Genomic DNA, 12,265 nt, shown 5'->3' on the forward strand with positions numbered 1-12,265 from the left:
CAGCCTAGTCCTCAGCGCAGCCGCGGCGGCGGGTTGGCACCGACCTCCATGATCAGCCGCGCCAGCAGATAGAGGCGCGGCGTCAGCGTGCGCATGTCGAGATACTCGCCGTCCGAATGGAAGCCGCCGCCGACCGGTCCGAGCCCGTCGAGCGCCGGCACCCCGGCATCCGCCGCCAGCGCCGATTCCGACGCCCCGCCATTGCCGCCGCGCCCGAGCGTCATGCCGAGCCCCGCATAGATGCGCGCCGCCCGATCGGCGAGCGCCGCCGTCGCCGGATTGTCGGGAAGCGGCGGGAAGGCGCGCTCGCGGCTCACCGTCACTGTCGTGTCAGGCACCTGCACCGTCCGCGCATTCGCTTCGTAGGTCCGCTGCACCCGGTCGAAATCCGCCCGGTCGCGCACGCGCACGTTGATCTGCGCCGCGGCATCCTCAGGGATGATGTTGGCCCGCGTGCCCGCGCTCATTACGGTGAGGTTGGCGGTCAGCCCGGCGCCGGAATGCGGGAAGACGTCGTCGGCCTGGATCTGGTGGATGAGCTCGGTCGCCGCGTTGCGGCCGTCCTGCGGCGCGACTCCGGCATGCGCCGCCCGGCCCTTGACGTCGATATGGTAGGTCGCGCTGCCCTTGCGCCAGACGGTGAGCATGTCCGGCGAATCGCCCGGCTCGAGATTGAACTCGACGTCGGCATCGGTGAGCAGCCGGCCGATCAGCGCCTGCGTCCCCGGCGAGCCGCGCTCCTCCGAGGTTTCAATGAGGAAGGTGATGCGCTTGAAGTCCTTGAAGCCAAGCTTGTGGAGCATCTCGAGCGCCACCACGCCCTCGACCACGCCGCCTTTTTCGTCCGAGACGCCGGGGCCGGTGGCGCGGTCGCCTTCGATCCGGAACGGCCGCCGCGCGACGGTTCCGGGGCCGAACACGGTATCGACATGGCCGATGAGGAGGATGCGCGCCTTGCCGTTGCCCTCGATCGTCGCGACGAGATTGTCGGGCAGGTCCGGCGCCTCGGCCTTGACCCGCGTCACCGCCATGCCGAGCGCCTGCAGCCGCGCGGCGACCACATCCTGCACCTTCGCGCCGCCGGCGACGTCGCCTGTCCCGGAGTCGATATTCACCACCTCGCGCAGCAGCGCCACCTGCCCCTCGCGCGCCGCCTGCGCCTCCGCCCACAGCCGCGCATCGCGCGCCCCCGCAGCCGGCGCCGCCAGCGCGCTTCCCCCCGCCAGCAGCCCCGCAACGCCGACCAGCACAAATCCTGAAAGCTTCCGCATTCCCGCCCTCCAACCTCGTTCGGCGTCGGTAATAGGGCCGTGCCGTTCCACCCGCCAGAGCCTGACGAAAGCCGCCCGCACGCCGCGCGCTTGCGGCCCCGGCTGCGGCACGCCATCGTCCGCACATGGCCACGGACGCGCCCACGCCACGGACTAACGAAACGCCGACCCAATGAGAGACGACGACGACATCCTTTGGCCGATCCGCACCGACGTCGGCACCTTCGCGGGCGTCGTCGCGGCCATCGCTGTGGCGTTCCTATTCTACCTCCCTCTCGGCGGCACCCCCATCGCCCTCGCGGTCCGCGGCATCCTTCAACTCGCCGCCGTCGCCGGCACCATCGTCCTGTGGTCTCGTCTCGAGGAGCCGGGCACCACCCTGCGCTGGACGCTCGGCGCCTTCATCGCCGTATCGACCTTCATCGGCGTGGGCTGCCTCTGGCAGATGCTGCGGGGCTGACCGCGGCCGGGAAAGACGTTGCCCGCCTGGGACGCTGTGCTAGCCTCTTCTTCCCAGTGCGAAGGAGAGGGTGTGACGAGAGGCGTTTCCTGCATCGCGAGGACTCTCGTTACGACGACCGGCCAGCCGAACGGTACCAGTTCCCGCAGCAATATCTCAGCCGCGCGGGGCAGTTCGTCGGCGACTGGATCGTCTATTACGAGCCCCGCCGCGGACCAACCGCGAAGGGCTATTACGCGATCGCCCGCGTAGAGCGCATCATCCCCGATCCCGCCGCGCCGGGAATGCATGTCGCGCTGATCGAGCCGGGCAGCTACCTTCCCTTCGAGCGAGCGGTGCCCTTCTCCGACCGAGACGGCGTGGTCGAACGGGGCGTCCTCAACGAGCAGGGCCGCATTTCGGGCCGCGCCCAGGCGGCGGTGCGTCCGATCTCGATCGAGGACTTCAACCGCATCCTCGAGCGCGGCATCCCCGACGAGGAGCCCATCCTTCCCCGCGCCGACGTACCGGCGATCAGCCGTGTGGCGGAGGACCGTACGCCCTTCCTGTTCGACCAGGAACGCGAGCGGGTGGCCGCCTTCACCAACCGCGCCGTGCGGGACCGCGTCTTCCGCAGGGTCATCCTCGACGCCTACGATTGCCGCTGCGCCGTGACCGGCCTCAAGTTCATCAACGGCGGCGGCCGCGCCGAAGTCCACGCCGCGCACATCAAGCCTGTGGAAGCGAACGGGCCCGATCACGTCACCAACGGCATCGCCCTCTCCGGCACCGCGCACTGGATGTTCGACCGCGGCCTCATCAGTCTCTTCGACGATCTGGAGGTGCTGGTGTCGCGGCAGGTCAACGATGCGGAGAGCGTCTGGGGGCTGGTGAACAAGACGCGCCGGGCGGCGGTGCCGGCCAACCCGGCGCACAGGCCGCACCCCGCCTATCTGGCGTGGCACCGGGCGCATTGTTTCAAGTCCTGACGTGCGGCCTCTCGCGGGGCTGACGGCGCGCGGCCTAGCGGGTCACCGACTTCGGAAACAGCTCGTCGCTGGCGCGGAACAACAGGTTTCCCGGCGCCACATAAGGATAGGTCTTGTCGCGCTTCGACGCGCTGGACCTTATGAACGTCACGGCATGGGTGTCCGGATCGATCGCATAATAGTCGACCTGGCCGCCGCTCTCGTTGACGATCTTGAACACCTCCGTCCACACGCCGTGCCTGTCGACCGCGCGGTCCCGCGACTGAACGCTGTCGGGATTGTCGAGGCGCGCGACGCTCGGACGCAGCCGGCGCGGCATGTCGCCATAATGGTGGGTGTCGGTGCGATACCCGTCCTCGACGACATACAATAACGGCTCTCCCGGCCGCCATTCGCCGAGCGGCTCGACTCCGTGCGCGGCCAGGAAAGAGACGATGTCGGCCTGGCCCATCATCTCCCGTGCCTCCTCCCATGAAGGCGCGGCAGGAAGTGCCTCGCGCGCCGCGGCGTCTCCAGACATGACATCCTTGCCCATCACGTCGGCGTTCCCCGCATCCCGTTGCGAAAAGAAGTCCCACGCCGGCGAAGTTTCCGCAATGGGGCGGCCAAGGAACCGCTATGGGAGGCCAATGCTGCGACTGTCCGCCCGGCTGATGTGCGGCCTGTGTACCATCGCCCTCATTCCGGCGGCTCTGGGGGCTTATGTCGGCCTGGGGTGGCTCGACCTCGAAGCGCCTGCAAAGTGGAGCGCTGCCGCTCTCGTGGCGGCGCCGTTGCCGCTCGCGGTCGGTGCCTGTTTCGCCTGGAAAGCCGCAGCGACGAACCGGGCCCGGCCGCTTTTCACCTCTGGGGCATGCGTCCTTCTCGTCATCGCCTTAGGCGCGATCGTCTGGGCATGGGGCGGCCGGATGCTCATGTAGTTGGCTGCCCCCGTTGCGGACGCGCTGCCTTTCGAGCAGCTTGGTTGGATGGGAACTGATGTTCTTGCGACGCGGCTTGCCATGCGTCTGCGGCTGCCCATCGCCGCCGTCGGGGTCGGGTCGCTCTTTCTTGCCGTGGCGAACCTGTTTCTGGATGCTGTCGACGATCGCCTGATCGGCATCGCTGCGATGGTCGTGGGCGCGGCCGCCGCCGCAATGTTCCTGGTCTGCGTTTCCGACCAGCGCTTTCAACGCGCGGTTTCCGCCTTGAATGCCCGGCGGCGGACGCAAGCTCGGGAGAAAGGCCGCTCGTCGAGGCTGCCCGGCTGGGAATTGCTACCTGGCGACCGGCTGTTGGTGACGGTCAATGTCCCGCTGCTGGTCATGACCTTGATCGCCGCCAATTCCATTCACCGCCTGCCGGCGACTTTGCTCCTGATCGCAGCCTTCGCGCTGGGGGGCATGGCTCAAATCGCCCTGCTTGTGCGAGGACAGCCCACCGACCGCTGGTTCGACCCCTTTGCGTGAGGCGGTGGGCTGAGGTTCCTCTTGCCGGCCACCGCGGACGTTCACGGAAACGCGCGCACCACTTCGATCGGGCCGACGATCTCGGCGTTGAAGGCGTCCATCTCCTCGGCCGGTATCCAATATTCCCGGTGCGCCCTGCCGCCAGCGTCCTGCACGTCGTAGCCGGCCAGATAGTCGCGCCGCACCCGAAACCGCGTGACGAAGCCCGAGCCGCTTTGCGGGACATTCCAGTCGCGCGCGATCTTCACCGCATAGTCCTCGGTGGTGACCGGGTAGAAGATCGGCTGCCCGGGGAGGCGCGGTGGGAACGCCGCCATCCCCGCCTCCTCGATGAGGCGCAATTCGGCCGGCCCGACCGGCCGCCATAAGGTGACGGTATCCGCGCTCATGGCCCGCAGGGTAAGCCACTGGGCGCCCGCCTTCCACCCAAAGCGGAAGCGGACCTATTCACGGGTTCGAGGAAATCCCGTAGGCCTTCCGCGACGATCGAAATCCCAGCAGGCACAAGGTCGCGACCGCCGGCCCGATGCTCCACCACAGCAGCAGGCGGAGCGGGAAGGGCGGCAGGGATTGCTGCCCGGCGCTTGCGGACAATAAGACAATTCCTGTCAGGAGCATCTGCAGCGGAGGTCCCGCCAGCCACAGGCTCGTCACCGCGATCCACACGCTCGCCGGCTTCCTGACGAACACGAGGAGGAGGGCCAGAAGCACTGCCCCCGCGAGACGGAGCAGCAGCACGCCCCACAAATACGGCCCGTCCAGCACGGCGGCAGGCGAGCCGCCATACCCCCAGTCGCGCAAAGCGACGAGCAGCCATGAGCCCAGCGGAACTAGCACCAGGAGACCGACGATCACCGCCAGGACAGGCACTGGCGGCCACGTCATCCTCACTCTCTGATCGGCCGCGCCCATGCCGTTACCTCGCCGCCATCATCCGAGTGTTCGCAACGGCGGGCAAGCCGACGCTCAATTGCGATCGTCGCTGCGCCGCCGCCGGGCAATCAGCTGAACGATCTTAATCGGGATGAACAGGACAGCGGCGACGATCAGAAGCGCAATCGCTCCTCCGACCAGCACGAACCACGGATCCTCGTTTCCCATCCCGTCACGCTAGCACGAACCGGAAGCTCCGCAATCGGTGGAAGCAAACCGCCATCATCCGATCTCTTGCCGCGCGTTCTCCAGGAGCGCGGTCCTGCGGGCCTCGGTCGCCGCCTCAAAGGCTGCGGATCCGCGGCTCCGCGCGTGGCTTGGCGAGCATGAGGTCGCTCATGGCCCACACCATCGCATCGGCGCGGTCCGGCGATCCGCGCCCTTCATAGGTGCCGCGCCAGGTGAGGCGCGCCAGCTCCGCCTCCAGCGCGGGAAAGGCGCCCGCGAATGTCGCCCGCTTGCTCTCGAACAAGGCCGCGACCGGCGCCGCCCGCGCCGCCTTGCCCTCGCTGGCATGGACGGACCGCACCTTGATCCGCAGCCCCGCCCCGCGAAGCACCGCCTCGACCATCGCCCCGCCATTGTTCACCTCCGCCACCACCCGCGTCGCTCCATGCGCCTCCGCCGCCGCCGCGACCTTGCGCGCCCACCCTTCCGGCGAGAGCCCGCCGACGCTGTGATCGGCGAGGACATAGCCATTCCCCTCAATATCGAGCCCGCACACGACGATACCGCAGGCCGCGCCATCCTCCCCCGCCGGCGGGTCCACCCCCACCGCGACCTGGACAAGCCGTTCGCGCGCCACCGGCGCCTCCGCCCGCGACGCCGCGATGAGCTCGGGCGGCCACAGCGCGCCGTCCACCGCTTCGATCCACTCCCCCTCCAGCTCCTGCCGCCCGAGCCGGGTGCCGCCGTGCATCCGCTGCAGCGCCGCCACCGCCGCCCGCGCCAGGAAGGGATTGTCCGCCGTGCCGCCGCCGGTCCGCACCACCCCCTCCTCGCCGAGGATCGCGCCGAGCGCCGCCACCCCGCGCGGCGTCGTCGTCACCAGGGTGCGGGGCCGCGTCCCGCAGCGGAGGCCGAGCTGGAGATTGTCCCACGTCTCCTGGGGCCGGCGCCATTTCGCGAGCTCGTCGCACCAGGCGAGATGATGCTCGGGCCCGCGCAGCCCCTCCGGGTCCGCGCCCGAATAGATATTCGCCTCCGCGCCGCTCGCAAACCGCAGCCGCCTGAGGCTCGGCTGCCACTTTGGCGGCGGCCCGACCCGCGGCAGCGCGAGCAGGCCGCTGCGCCCCTCGATCATCACCCGCCGCGCCTCGTCGACATTGGCCGCCACCAGCGCGATCGCGGCGCCGGGATTGGCGCGCGCGAACGCCTCCACCCACTGCGCCCCCGCCCGCGTCTTCCCGAAGCCGCGTCCGGCCAGCATCACCCACACCCGCCAATCGCCGTCGGGCGCGGCCTGCCCGCCATGCGCCCACGCCCGCCAGTCGACGAACATCCGCCGCAGCTCCGCCTCGCCGAGCGCCTCCAGCAGCGCCTCGGCCTCGCCGGTGGGCAGCCCCGCAAGCGCCCGCACAAAGTCCGCCCGCGCCGCCGTCATTCTGCCTCCCCATCGCCAGATGGGGAGGGGGGTGCAGGCGGCTCGGCATGTCCGGGGGACATGTCGAAGGCAGGAACCGGCTGCGCAGCAGCCGCGGGGCGAAGGGGGTGGAGGGATGACCGGTCGAGGCCTGCGCGGATTTGCGCATGATCCTCGGCCTCTTCCGTCCGGGAAAAGTTATGTAACTGCCCCTCTTCTTCGGGGACGGTTGCCTCACTGTCGTCCTCCGCCTCCTCCCGCGCCTCATGCACGCGGATCGCCTCGACGCGCCGCAATATCTCCGCGCGCACCGCCTCGATCGGCATGTCCTCGACGGCCTGCCCCCGCGCCCGGGACGCGTTCCGCTCGCCCACATGGGTCGGCGCCCCCGCCTCATTGAATCGGTGGAGCCGCAGCACCGCGATCGCGTCCGCCACCGACAGCTCGGGCAGGTTCGCCTTCGCCTCCGCCGCAATGGCCGGGTCGAGCGCCGCCTCCGCCGCCTCGATGAGGAGGAGCGACACGTTCCGGCAGCCCGTCTCCCGCGCCGCATCCCACTCGGCCTCGGTCATCGGATAAAGCTTGCGCCGCCGGTAGAGCGCCGTCGTGGAGATGCCGGCGAGCGCCGCCGCCGCCCGCACGTTGCCGGTTTCCGCGAGCCCGGCGCGAAACAGCCCCCGCGTCCGCTCCGACCACCGCCCTTTCCCCGCCCGCACCAGCTGCGCCCCCTCCCTTTTGTTGAAGCGCAGGACGAACGGGCTTCGTTGTGCCTCCCCATCGCCAGGTGGGGAATGCTCGGGCCGCCCGTCCCCCGGACGGGCTCCGGACGGCCGGGGGCCGTCTGCACCCGAGCATGACCAGGCTCTGCCTGGTGGAGGGGTATTCGGCAGCGGGGCGGCAGACCCAGGCGGACAGCCCCCGTGGCGCGCGATCTTCCGCGTCCAGCACATCTCGAAACGCCCGTTCCCGACCCCGTCCCCGCGCACCCGCCCGTCGGCAAACAGCTTCGCCCACCGCCACTCGACCGCAAACCCCCAATCCCGCTGCCGAAGCGTGTAGGCCGTCTGCTTGTCCACCCCAGCCCGGCGCGCCGCCCACCCCGCATTCCCGGTCCGCGCCAGCGCCTTCAAAAAGTCCTTCCGCCACCCCGCCCTAGCCCGCCGCCCCACCGCAGCCTCCTCTCGTCACCTGCCCGCGCCCCGGACGCAAAGAAGCCGGCCCGCCCCGCGGCAAACGCAACGAAGCAGCCGACCCTTCAGTGCTCCGGGAGCGAGTCCCATCCGCCCCCTATATGTTCCACAAGCTAAGGGGAATGTCAAGCGCAAAGTGCCAAATAGGAATAATTCCTATTTCTGGCGGAATTCCGCGGGTTCAGATACCGACTCGGCGCGGCGGCGCATGCGGCTCGCCTGCGTGTGGTGCCAGGCACGTGCCAGGCACGTGCCTGGCACGTGCCTGGCACCGGCAGTCCGGCACCGGCAGTCCTGGCCTGGCACCGGCAGTCCTGGCACCCTCAGTCCCGGTTGGCGTGCCAGATCCTCCGCAGCAAGTACATGCCACCTGCCTCCGTCGACTCGTCGAACCGCGAATCGGACATTGCTCCCAATTTGGGATCATGGTACACAATTGAGATGCGGGTCATCGCGTTGAAGCGGCTGCGCGACCATTGGGAGATTCCCGGTCGCGCCGAGAGCGAACAGCCGCTCAAGGCCTGGTATGCGGTCGTGAAGGAGGCCTCATGGAGCCATTTCGCCGAGCTGAAGGCGCAGTTCGGCAGCGCCAGCGCCGTCGGCGAGCGGGTGGTCTTCAACATCGCCGGGAACAAGTACCGGCTCGTCGCGTGGATCAATTACGACTTCTACACCGTCTACGTGTGCTTCGTCGGAACCCACGCGGAATATGATCGGCTGAACATCGAGGAAATATGACCATGGTCGAAGTGAGCCCCATTCGCACCGCGCAGGATCATGAGGTCGCGCTGGCGGAAGTCGAGCGCCTGATGACGGCAAAGCCCGGCACCCCGGAAGGCGACCGGCTCGACGTCCTCGTTACGCTCGTCGAGGCGTGGGAGGCCGAGCACCACGCGATCGAGGCGCCGGACCCCATTTCGCTCCTCGATTTCGTGATGGAGCAAAGGGGCCTCGACCGCGCCGCGCTCGAGCCGATGATCGGCAGCCGCGGCCGGGTCTCCGAAATCCTCTCCCGCAAACGCCCGCTGACGCTGGAGATGATCCGGCGGCTGCAGGCGAACCTGGGCCTGCCGGCGGAGGTGCTGGTCCGGCCCTATCCGCTGCGGCGCAGCGAGGCGGCGTGAGGCTGCCTTTAATCCGCTCAGCAACGGTCCAGAGCAGCCGCCAAGCACCGTGACGCCGACTCAGTGACCGTACAGGGTTTCCGTCGTAGGAATGTGAGTGATGCCCTTAGATGTAACAAGCATCGTGCAAACCGCGCGTCAGGCGCTTGCGCCATTCGGCAACACCCTCACCGATGCTTGGTGCGCCCTCATCGGCGATAGAGTGGCTGTATGGCGTGTGAAAAATGCTGCCTCACTTCAAAGGGCAGTGACCGCTGAGCTTGAAACCATGGGTCTGAGGCTCAGGCACGCTCAGATCCCGGAGCGCTATGCCCTGGCTTGGTTCGAGGAGGCGACAAAGCAGGACGAAGAAGAAATTCAGGTACTCTTCGCGCGGCTTCTAGCACGCGCGGCCTCCGGCGATGAGGATGCTTCAGACCGTCGCCACCTGCAGATTCTCACGCACTTCACCCCATCCGACGCGAAGGCTTTCCACTGGTTCTTTTCGCGTGATGACCCTGAGAAACACCCCTCCTTCCCCGAGTACGACCTTTGGCGACGCGCCAAGGATGAGTTGGGTGAAGCCAGTTGGCTGTCGATCGAGCATTTGATGTCTCTTGGCGTAATAGAGCGCCGATTCGATCTCATTCACCGAGAAGCAGAGTTTCTGGGTCGCGAGTCGTGGACTGCGGCCGCGGAGCTCACGGCAACCGAACGTGGCTCCTCGCTCTTCAGGGCATGCAACGCGCCGACCATATCGCCCGGAGAATCAACGCCACTGACCCGGCCCTCGTCTTGAGAGCTCAAGGCTTGACAATCGCTAGCCGGAGACCTCCCAATACATAAGGCCCTCGTCGTTCTTCCTTGCCTTCATCCCGAAGCGTGGTGGATGGGCTCCACTGAAGATAAGCCGATGCATGTCCTGGAGGACATCTCTTGCTTCAGCTACATAGCCATGTCCCAGCCAAGTCAGGTCAACATCGGAGACACAAATGGTGTCAATGCCATTAAACACACTTACCGGTGGATATAGACCAACCCGGGGATACTCTGAGAACCAAGCGGATACTTGAAGTGCAAGATCACGTCGAGATACATACAACGTCGTCCTAACAGATAGCTGCCGATACGCATCAGCTAAGGACGCAAACGTATCGGCATCCACATCCGCGGCAGCAAGAATGATTTGACCAAATCTACAACATGTGCGCCGCTCGGCATCGGCGACAATCCGGTTCATAACACCCAAAACCCCTTGGTTACCTAGACTGTGAACGATCAGATGGACGGCGTCTGCCCCGCTTCGCCTTGAAAAGTCGACGAGAAAATCCGCGATTGCTCCCTCGCTAGCCGCGATCGTCTGCCCGTCGGACTGGTAGGCTCGACGCGTTCGTGCGCCTCGCGACGGCCAACTGAAAAATGCCATTGTGCCTATTCCCAGATCGACACCGATCTGAGCGGCACGGACTGCTGCCTCATCAAACGAGACGTTGTACCCATGAATGAATACGACGGCGTGTCGACCACCTGGCTCGATTTCCCGTAGCTGACGCGCAACGCTATCCCAGAATCGATCCTCCACAAGGGGAGTGATCCGCCTGATGCGAAGACGATCATCGTTCCAGGTGAGAAGGCGATGGAGCGCCGACGATCCTACCGAACCAATTCGGTGGGACTCTGGGACCTGCACGTCGCAACAGCCAAGGTAGAGATGCTTATCCCTTGCAGCAGAGAACCCCTTTCCAACTTCGTCGGCATCCTTGGGCCTCCTGTTAGTCGCAAACCACACGCGATACTCGTGATGCTTGGGTGGATCCAAAGATCGTCCTTCCTCCCGTTTCGAGGAAGTCAGCCATTCAGGGAGCTTCTCGTAGATTAGAGCGCTCTCCCGCACGGAACGAGAAATGAAACTCACGTCTAGTTGCGAAGGCTTTGCTCCTTGCGAGCTGCGACGTCGCTTCGTTTTCCGAAATGACGGTGGTTCTAGGTTCGTGTCCAAGCTTCGCCTCGCCCGCCGTCGCAATCCTCTCCAGCGCAAAGCGAGCGAGACGAAACCACTCGCCGCAAAAATAAAGGCGATGAGACTGGAGATCGTGACCCAGTGGCCCGGCATCCCGGTAGGATGACGACAGAACCGTCTATGTCAAGCATCGACGGGCAGCTCTCCACGGGAGCGGTCTCCGCAGAATGACAATCTGCCAAATTGAACTATCTGCTCAAGCTGCAATGCCTTTGTTACGCCTGTCCCATCAGCTCCGCCGGTTGTTGGCGAAGATTGCGCGCCTCGCGGTGGACTGAAGGCTTAGGTCAAGTTTCTATGCTCGCCCTGAGCCGTAGCGCTTGCGGATGGGGAATTACCTAGGTGTGGGGCCTCGCGCTGCGAGACGCGACCTGAGGCCACACGAGGCGCGATCAAGTGCGGCGAAAGGGAATCACATTATCTGAACGGTCCGTTCGAACCGGAAGGTGCCGCGCGATCCTCTCGACCTCGACCCCAGAGAGAACGTAAGGCCCATATCGCTTGCCGCCGATGTCGTCCCCGGAATGGATGCTCAGGGCCCGCCTGGTGCTCTGCGCGAATTCCAGAAAACGGCGAACGCAGTCCTCAAAGCTACGGCGGTGCAGCACAAAAGTGCCATCGGGACGCTCAAGCGTGGCAACCGCGCCCCACGGAAGAGCGCACTCTCGCTGACAAGGCCCCTCCTCGGTCACAGCGCCAACCTATTCAAAGGAACTCCGCGGTCAACTCTCTACCGTCCTACTCCGACTGCGGCTCATCGGTAGCTTGCACGCGGCGCAGTTACGCCGCCTTCAGCGCCGACAGCGGCACATCGATCGCCCAGCGAAGAAAGATCGAGCTTGCTCGCCCCGTCGATATCGAGGCCGACGATCATCCCGTCCGCACCGAAGTCCGCATCGACCCCAGGCGCCACCTCGCGCGTCTCCGCCCCAGGCTCAGCGCGCAACTCGATATAGAGGCTGTCGGTCTCCGGATAATAATGCAGCTTAATCTCGGCTCCTCAGGCCGCGGAGCGATGCACCTGCGGCTCCGGGATATCCTGGCCCATTTTCTCGGCGCAATAGAGCCAGGTGGCGATCGCGTCCTCGACATTATGGAGGGCCTCTCCCCGCGTCTCCCCGTCCGACATGCAGCCGGGAAGCTCGGGCACCGTCGCCAGGAATCCGCCGCCGTCCTCCTCCGACAGCGGCTCGATCACGATCTTGTAGGCGCCCAGGCAGTCGGTCACGTCCGATCCTCTCTCGCTGCCCGGACCGCATCCACGAACCGAACGAGCTGACGGATATATAC

The 12,265-nt window shown here is 66.5% G+C and carries 17 protein-coding genes; 7 read left to right on the forward strand and 10 right to left on the reverse strand.

Annotated features, from left to right (window positions below):
• Nucleotides 1-11: 11 nt before the first annotated feature.
• A complete protein-coding gene (locus tag VGC56_RS03930; protein WP_464123409.1) occupies nt 12-1,271 on the reverse strand; it encodes a glutamate carboxypeptidase in 1,260 nt (419 codons plus the stop codon).
• Nucleotides 1,272-1,443: 172 nt separating this feature from the next.
• On the opposite strand from VGC56_RS03930, the gene VGC56_RS03935 reads away from it, so the two are divergent.
• Both VGC56_RS03935 and VGC56_RS03940 read left to right on the forward strand, forming a co-directional pair.
• Nucleotides 1,444-1,731: a hypothetical protein gene (locus VGC56_RS03935; protein ID WP_464123410.1), complete on the forward strand. Its 288-nt coding sequence runs from the start codon at nt 1,444-1,446 to the stop codon at nt 1,729-1,731.
• Between the two features lie 56 nt (nt 1,732-1,787).
• On the forward strand, nt 1,788-2,699 hold the full coding sequence (locus tag VGC56_RS03940) for an HNH endonuclease (RefSeq protein WP_464123411.1): 912 nt from the start codon (nt 1,788-1,790) through the stop codon (nt 2,697-2,699).
• Between the two features lie 34 nt (nt 2,700-2,733).
• Here VGC56_RS03940 and VGC56_RS03945 read toward each other — a convergent pair whose 3' ends face one another.
• Nucleotides 2,734-3,219 (reverse strand): hypothetical protein, encoded by a 486-nt coding sequence (locus VGC56_RS03945; RefSeq protein ID WP_464123412.1) that lies wholly within the window; start codon nt 3,217-3,219, stop codon nt 2,734-2,736.
• A 109-nt stretch (nt 3,220-3,328) separates the two neighbouring features.
• On the opposite strand from VGC56_RS03945, the gene VGC56_RS03950 reads away from it, so the two are divergent.
• Entirely contained in the window at nt 3,329-3,619 is a 291-nt protein-coding gene (locus tag VGC56_RS03950) for a hypothetical protein (protein WP_464123413.1), read from the forward strand.
• Nucleotides 3,620-3,700: 81 nt separating this feature from the next.
• Complete coding sequence (locus VGC56_RS03955; protein ID WP_464123414.1) at nt 3,701-4,147, forward strand: hypothetical protein; 447 nt, start codon at nt 3,701-3,703, stop codon at nt 4,145-4,147.
• Between the two features lie 41 nt (nt 4,148-4,188).
• Here VGC56_RS03955 and VGC56_RS03960 read toward each other — a convergent pair whose 3' ends face one another.
• The 5 genes from VGC56_RS03960 to VGC56_RS03980 form a co-directional block, all read right to left on the reverse strand.
• Nucleotides 4,189-4,536, reverse strand: coding sequence for a hypothetical protein (locus VGC56_RS03960; RefSeq protein WP_464123415.1), 348 nt, complete (start codon nt 4,534-4,536; stop codon nt 4,189-4,191).
• A gap of 58 nt (nt 4,537-4,594) precedes the next feature.
• A complete protein-coding gene (locus tag VGC56_RS03965) occupies nt 4,595-5,032 on the reverse strand; it encodes a hypothetical protein (protein WP_464123416.1) in 438 nt (145 codons plus the stop codon).
• Nucleotides 5,033-5,113: 81 nt separating this feature from the next.
• Nucleotides 5,114-5,248, reverse strand: a complete 135-nt coding sequence (locus VGC56_RS03970) for a hypothetical protein (RefSeq protein ID WP_464123417.1) — start codon at nt 5,246-5,248, stop codon at nt 5,114-5,116.
• A 115-nt stretch (nt 5,249-5,363) separates the two neighbouring features.
• Nucleotides 5,364-6,683 (reverse strand): terminase large subunit domain-containing protein, encoded by a 1,320-nt coding sequence (locus tag VGC56_RS03975; protein WP_464123418.1) that lies wholly within the window; start codon nt 6,681-6,683, stop codon nt 5,364-5,366.
• Nucleotides 6,680-7,378, reverse strand: coding sequence for a hypothetical protein (locus tag VGC56_RS03980; RefSeq protein ID WP_464123419.1), 699 nt, complete (start codon nt 7,376-7,378; stop codon nt 6,680-6,682). Before VGC56_RS03980 ends, VGC56_RS03975 begins: the two co-directional genes overlap by 4 nt.
• Nucleotides 7,379-8,293: 915 nt before the next feature.
• Between VGC56_RS03980 and VGC56_RS03985 the strand changes: the two genes are divergently transcribed.
• From VGC56_RS03985 to VGC56_RS03995, 3 genes are all read left to right on the forward strand, one after another.
• Nucleotides 8,294-8,590, forward strand: coding sequence for a type II toxin-antitoxin system HigB family toxin (locus VGC56_RS03985; RefSeq protein ID WP_464123420.1), 297 nt, complete (start codon nt 8,294-8,296; stop codon nt 8,588-8,590).
• Nucleotides 8,587-8,976 carry a helix-turn-helix domain-containing protein gene (locus VGC56_RS03990; RefSeq protein ID WP_464123421.1) on the forward strand — a complete coding sequence of 130 codons (390 nt, stop codon included), beginning with the start codon at nt 8,587-8,589 and terminating at the stop codon, nt 8,974-8,976. The genes VGC56_RS03985 and VGC56_RS03990 overlap by 4 nt, the downstream gene beginning before the upstream one ends.
• A 100-nt stretch (nt 8,977-9,076) precedes the next feature.
• Nucleotides 9,077-9,754, forward strand: a complete 678-nt coding sequence (locus VGC56_RS03995; protein ID WP_464123422.1) for an Abi-alpha family protein — start codon at nt 9,077-9,079, stop codon at nt 9,752-9,754.
• Nucleotides 9,755-9,775: 21 nt separating this feature from the next.
• On the opposite strand, the gene VGC56_RS04000 is transcribed toward VGC56_RS03995, so the two are convergent.
• The 3 genes from VGC56_RS04000 to VGC56_RS04010 all read right to left on the reverse strand — a co-directional run bounded on the left by VGC56_RS04000 (nt 9,776) and on the right by VGC56_RS04010 (nt 12,203).
• Nucleotides 9,776-10,537 (reverse strand): alpha/beta hydrolase, encoded by a 762-nt coding sequence (locus VGC56_RS04000; RefSeq protein ID WP_464123423.1) that lies wholly within the window; start codon nt 10,535-10,537, stop codon nt 9,776-9,778.
• Nucleotides 10,538-11,729: 1,192 nt separating this feature from the next.
• Nucleotides 11,730-11,966 (reverse strand): DUF2283 domain-containing protein, encoded by a 237-nt coding sequence (locus tag VGC56_RS04005; protein WP_464123544.1) that lies wholly within the window; start codon nt 11,964-11,966, stop codon nt 11,730-11,732.
• 9 nt (nt 11,967-11,975) lie between these two features.
• Nucleotides 11,976-12,203: a type II toxin-antitoxin system HicB family antitoxin gene (locus VGC56_RS04010; protein WP_464123424.1), complete on the reverse strand. Its 228-nt coding sequence runs from the start codon at nt 12,201-12,203 to the stop codon at nt 11,976-11,978.
• Between the last annotated feature and the right edge of the window lie 62 nt (nt 12,204-12,265).

The sequence above is a fragment of the Allosphingosinicella sp. genome, from assembly GCF_036403745.1.
GTDB lineage: Bacteria > Pseudomonadota > Alphaproteobacteria > Sphingomonadales > Sphingomonadaceae > Allosphingosinicella.

Bases quoted from the DNA above. Each gene is read 5' to 3' on its own strand.
- VGC56_RS03930 (WP_464123409.1), bottom strand. From the start codon at position 1,271: ATGCGGAAGCTTTCAGGATTTGTGCTGGTCGGCGTTGCGGGGCTGCTG.
- VGC56_RS03935 (WP_464123410.1), top strand. From the start codon at position 1,444: ATGAGAGACGACGACGACATCCTTTGGCCGATCCGCACCGACGTCGGC.
- VGC56_RS03945 (WP_464123412.1), bottom strand. From the start codon at position 3,219: ATGTCTGGAGACGCCGCGGCGCGCGAGGCACTTCCTGCCGCGCCTTCA.
- VGC56_RS03950 (WP_464123413.1), top strand. From the start codon at position 3,329: ATGCTGCGACTGTCCGCCCGGCTGATGTGCGGCCTGTGTACCATCGCC.
- VGC56_RS03955 (WP_464123414.1), top strand. From the start codon at position 3,701: ATGCGTCTGCGGCTGCCCATCGCCGCCGTCGGGGTCGGGTCGCTCTTT.
- VGC56_RS03960 (WP_464123415.1), bottom strand. From the start codon at position 4,536: ATGAGCGCGGATACCGTCACCTTATGGCGGCCGGTCGGGCCGGCCGAA.
- VGC56_RS03965 (WP_464123416.1), bottom strand. From the start codon at position 5,032: ATGACGTGGCCGCCAGTGCCTGTCCTGGCGGTGATCGTCGGTCTCCTG.
- VGC56_RS03970 (WP_464123417.1), bottom strand. From the start codon at position 5,248: ATGGGAAACGAGGATCCGTGGTTCGTGCTGGTCGGAGGAGCGATTGCG.
- VGC56_RS03975 (WP_464123418.1), bottom strand. From the start codon at position 6,683: ATGACGGCGGCGCGGGCGGACTTTGTGCGGGCGCTTGCGGGGCTGCCC.
- VGC56_RS03985 (WP_464123420.1), top strand. From the start codon at position 8,294: ATGCGGGTCATCGCGTTGAAGCGGCTGCGCGACCATTGGGAGATTCCC.
- VGC56_RS03990 (WP_464123421.1), top strand. From the start codon at position 8,587: ATGACCATGGTCGAAGTGAGCCCCATTCGCACCGCGCAGGATCATGAG.
- VGC56_RS03995 (WP_464123422.1), top strand. From the start codon at position 9,077: ATGCCCTTAGATGTAACAAGCATCGTGCAAACCGCGCGTCAGGCGCTT.